Source organism: Paenibacillus sp. D9 (assembly GCF_001188365.1).
Classification (GTDB): Bacteria; Bacillota; Bacilli; order Paenibacillales; family Paenibacillaceae; genus Paenibacillus_O; species Paenibacillus_O humicus.
Map to the genome: position 1 here is coordinate 1 of NZ_JZEJ01000007.1, position 661 is coordinate 661.

Annotated in this window: 6 tRNA genes; all 6 read left to right on the plus strand. The window is 52.3% G+C overall.

From position 1 onward, the window contains the following. The first annotated feature begins 86 nt into the window (after positions 1 to 86). The 6 genes from VE23_RS25370 (at position 87) to VE23_RS25395 (ending at position 661) form a co-directional block, all read left to right on the plus strand. Positions 87 to 159, plus strand: a tRNA-Thr gene (locus VE23_RS25370). 18 nt (positions 160 to 177) lie between these two features. Then, positions 178 to 253: transfer RNA gene (locus tag VE23_RS25375), tRNA-His, on the plus strand. An 11-nt stretch (positions 254 to 264) separates the two neighbouring features. Beyond that, positions 265 to 339, plus strand: a tRNA-Gln gene (locus tag VE23_RS25380). Between the two features lie 4 nt (positions 340 to 343). Continuing rightward, positions 344 to 416, plus strand: a tRNA-Lys gene (locus VE23_RS25385). Positions 417 to 437: 21 nt separating this feature from the next. Then, positions 438 to 523: transfer RNA gene (locus VE23_RS25390), tRNA-Leu, on the plus strand. A gap of 51 nt (positions 524 to 574) precedes the next feature. Next, positions 575 to 661 (plus strand) — tRNA-Leu (locus tag VE23_RS25395).

A 661-nucleotide genomic window follows, 5' to 3' on the forward strand; every position in this document is an offset into this window, starting at 1 on the left:
TGTGGTGTAGAGGCCTAACATGCCTGCCTGTCACGCAGGAGACCGCGGGTTCGAATCCCGTCAGCTCCGCCATTTTTGATCACTTTGCCGCTGTAGCTCAACTGGTAGAGCAACTGACTTGTAATCAGTAGGTTGGGGGTTCAAGTCCTCTCGGCGGCATTTGACCAAATTTACATGGCGATCGTGGCGAAGTGGTTAACGCACCGGATTGTGGTTCCGGCATTCGGGGGTTCAATTCCCCTCGATCGCCCCATTGCTTCTTGGTGGGGATTAGCCAAGCGGTAAGGCAACGGACTTTGACTCCGTCATTCTCAGGTTCGATCCCTGAATCCCCAGCCATTAAGAGCCATTAGCTCAGTTGGTAGAGCACCTGACTTTTAATCAGGGTGTCGAAGGTTCGAGTCCTTCATGGCTCACTTTTTTTCCTAACTTTATATGCGGTTGTGGTGGAATGGCAGACACGCTATCTTGAGGGGGTAGTGGGCGCAAGCCCGTGGAGGTTCGAGTCCTCTCAACCGCACCAATTATTCACCCTGCCAGGTGAATGAAACACTCAGCAGTACCTTTTTAACATGCGGTCATGGCGGAATTGGCAGACGCGCTAGATTCAGGTTCTAGTGTCAGCAATGACGTGGAGGTTCAAGTCCTCTTGACCGCACCA